Origin of the sequence: Vulcanococcus sp. DEBay_Sum29NL08_54 (assembly GCF_017859255.1) — a bacterium.
Lineage (GTDB): Bacteria > Cyanobacteriota > Cyanobacteriia > PCC-6307 > Cyanobiaceae > Vulcanococcus.
In genome coordinates this window covers 1-2950 of record NZ_JAFMNJ010000078.1, presented here as the reverse complement: position 1 = coordinate 2950, position 2950 = coordinate 1, and the positions used below count along the sequence as shown (strand labels likewise).

3 protein-coding genes and 1 pseudogene are annotated in these 2950 nt (G+C 64.6%); all 4 read right to left on the bottom strand.

Features of this window, described 5'->3' with window-relative positions; genetic code table 11:
* Positions 1–406: pseudogene (locus QZ186_RS11645) on the bottom strand (hypothetical protein); the annotation flags it as partial.
* A gap of 101 nt (positions 407–507) precedes the next feature.
* Entirely contained in the window at positions 508–2034 is a 1527-nt protein-coding gene (gene glgA / locus QZ186_RS11640; protein ID WP_296417013.1) for a glycogen synthase GlgA, read from the bottom strand.
* Between the two features lie 41 nt (positions 2035–2075).
* Complete coding sequence (locus QZ186_RS11635; protein WP_247478096.1) at positions 2076–2681, bottom strand: L,D-transpeptidase; 606 nt, start codon at positions 2679–2681, stop codon at positions 2076–2078.
* 49 nt (positions 2682–2730) lie between these two features.
* Positions 2731–2950, bottom strand: a 220-nt coding sequence (locus tag QZ186_RS11630) for an enoyl-CoA hydratase-related protein (RefSeq protein ID WP_296417011.1), incomplete at its 5' end; no start/stop codon positions are given.

Genomic DNA, 2950 nt, shown 5'->3' with positions numbered 1-2950 from the left:
CGGCCTCGGGTCGCTGCACCAGCTCAAGCAAAGGGTCGGGGGCATAGGGCCCCTCTAGAGCCTCAGGTTCCAACGCCGAGGTCTCCGGCTCGCTCGGCTCCAGTGATTGGGTCGGCTCAACCGGCGGCTCCTCAACGAGGGAAGGGGCCTCGATCGACGCCGGTTCGTTCGTCAGCTCGGAGGACTGCTGCGGCTCAGGAGCGCTCTCCACCAGAGCGGCTGGTGCTGCCGGATCGGGGGCGGAGGGCCAGACCCGCATGAAGAAGACCAGGGCCGACCCCAGCAGTGCCGCCAAGACCAGCGCAAGGGCCGGCCAGAACAGGGGAGCGAGATCCGACGGCCACCAGGGCGGCGTCCAAAGGGATCCCTGGCGATTGCGACGCCAAAGCTCCTGCGAGCGGAGCACCAGGTCGCCGCGGACGGCGCCGAGGTCCTCGGCCAGGGAACGCCAAGGGTTCTTGTAGGGCGCTGGCAGATTGCTGCGCCGTTCGGTGGGCGGAGGAGAACTCAGCGGCTGCTCCGGCGGCGCAGAAGCGAGAGGGGATTGCGCAGACCAGAACCCGCCTCAGCCTCAGGCGCTTGGTCAAGGCCCTGGCGGCTCGGATCGGCCTGCTGACCCTGGGAGAACTGCTCCACCGCTTGGGCGTCGGGGGTCGGTTCTTTGACCCCTTTGACCTCCTTGTACATCCGGTCGTACTCCAGGGCGGAGCGATCCCAGCTGAAATTGGCCTGCATGGCACGGCGCTGCAGCTCCGTCCAACTCTGGCGATGGCGATAGGCCTCCCAGGAGCGCACGATCGAGGTGTAGAAGTCGAGGGGCTCGTAGCGATCAAAGCCAAAGCCCGTGCCGCTATGGCCATTGGGGTCATGGGGCGGGACGGTGTCGACCAGGCCGCCCACGCGCCGCACCACGGGGATGGAGCCATAGCGCATCGCCAGGAGCTGACTGATGCCACACGGCTCAAACCGACTCGGCATCAAGAACGAATCACTACCGGCGTAGATCAAGCGCGAGAGGGCGTCGTCATAGGTCAGGAAGACCGCAAAACGCCCCGGATAGCGGGAAGCCATCTGCCAAAGCCCCGCCTCGAGGTGCCGGTCCCCGGTCCCCAAGACCACGATCTGGCTGTCGGAATAGGCCAGGACCCGGTCCGCCACCTGCAGCAGAAGATCAATGCCTTTTTGGTCCACCAGACGGCTCACCACACCCATCAGATAGGTGTCGGGATTGACCGCCAAGCCCATGCGCTCCTGCAGGGCCCGTTTGCACACGGCGCGGCCCGAGAGGTCATCGGGGGTGAAGGTCGCGGGCAGGGTGGAATCGGTGGCCGGGTTCCAGGCGTCTTGGTCAATGCCGTTGAGGATGCCGCGCAACTTGCCGCTGACGAAATTCAACAGGCCGTCGAGCTTCTCGCCGTACTCAGGCGTGCGGATCTCCTGGGCGTAGGTCGGTGAGACCGCATTGACCCGGTCGGCGTAAAGCAATGCCGCCGCCATCGTGTGGTCACCCTGCATGTACCAGGGGCACCAGGTCATCCGATCGAGCTTCCAGCGCCAGGGGCCCTGGTACTTGAGGTTGTGGATGGTGAAGACGGTGCTGATCTCCGCGTCCTGGTGCATCCAGACCGGAATCATCCCGGTATGCCAGTCATGGCAATGCAGGATGTCGGGCTTCCAGTGGTGCCAGGCAAATTCCGAGACGGCACTGGCAAAGAAGGTGAAACGCCAGTCCTCGTCCTCGCCGCCGTAGATCCGCTCGGGATCGAAGACAGGGTGGCCGACCAGGTACAGGGGCAAGCCATTCGTCGGATGACGGGTTTCGAACACCGCAAAATCGGTGCCCATCGTGTGGCCACGCCAGATGGGATCAGCCGGGATCTGCAGAAGGCTCCAGAGGCGGCCATAGCCCGGCATGATCAGCCGTACGTCGTGGCCCAGGGGTGCCAGGGCCGGGGGGAGGGAGCCGACCACGTCGCCCATCCCGCCGACCTTCACCATCGGTGCACATTCAGCCGCAGCAAAGAGCACCCGCATGGCGATGGGATCGCAAGTGGGCGCAACTTTACGGGCAGTCTCTAGGGAAGGACCGTCACCAAGGTGCCGACCTCGACCAGCTCAAACACTTCCTGGACGTTTTCTTCGTAGAGACGTACGCAGCCATGGGAGACCGCACGTCCAACGGTCCAGCGGTGGGGCGTGCCATGGAAGCCCGCCACCGTGCAGCCGTTGACGCTGAGATAGCGCTCACCGTCCCAGGCATTCTCTTTGGGGGTGCAGTTGCGATGGAAGCCAATCCAGCGTGAACCCAGGGGATTCTTCGGGCCCTGAGGGACCTGGGAGCCATTGCCTGGATGCTGCCAAACGGGCTTGGCCACCTTCTCGAGAACCCGATGGCTGCCGGCAGGCGTTTCCCAACCGTCCGTACCAACGGCGGCGGGGTAGCGATGCAGCATCCGGCCGTCCTTGATCACCATCAACTGCCGCGTCTGGCGATCGAGCACCAGGTGCAGTCCCTCCTGATTCATCAGCGAGGTCGGGATGCGGGAGAGGGCCACCGCATCGCTAATGACCGGTGCCGGAGGTGGGATGGGGTCGGGTTGGCGTGCCTCAGCGATCTGCGGAAGCAGGGCCAAGGCCAAAGGCGCCAGGAGGGCGAGGCCAGTCGAGCGGGAGAAGGTCACAAGCCAAGCAGCAGTCTCACCTAGGACTAGCTACGAGACTTCAGTTGTGCTACGGCAGCCAGTCGGAGCCAGAAAAATCGGGAGACCGCTTCTCCAGGAATGCATTTCTGCCCTCCTGCCCCTCTTCCGTTCGATAAAAGAGATGGGTGGCTTGCCCGGCCAGTTCTTGGATGCCCGCAAGACCATCGGTCTCCGCATTAAACGCCGCCTTCAGGCAACGGATCGCCGTCGGGCTGTGCTGCATCACCTCCCGCGCCCAACGCACCCCC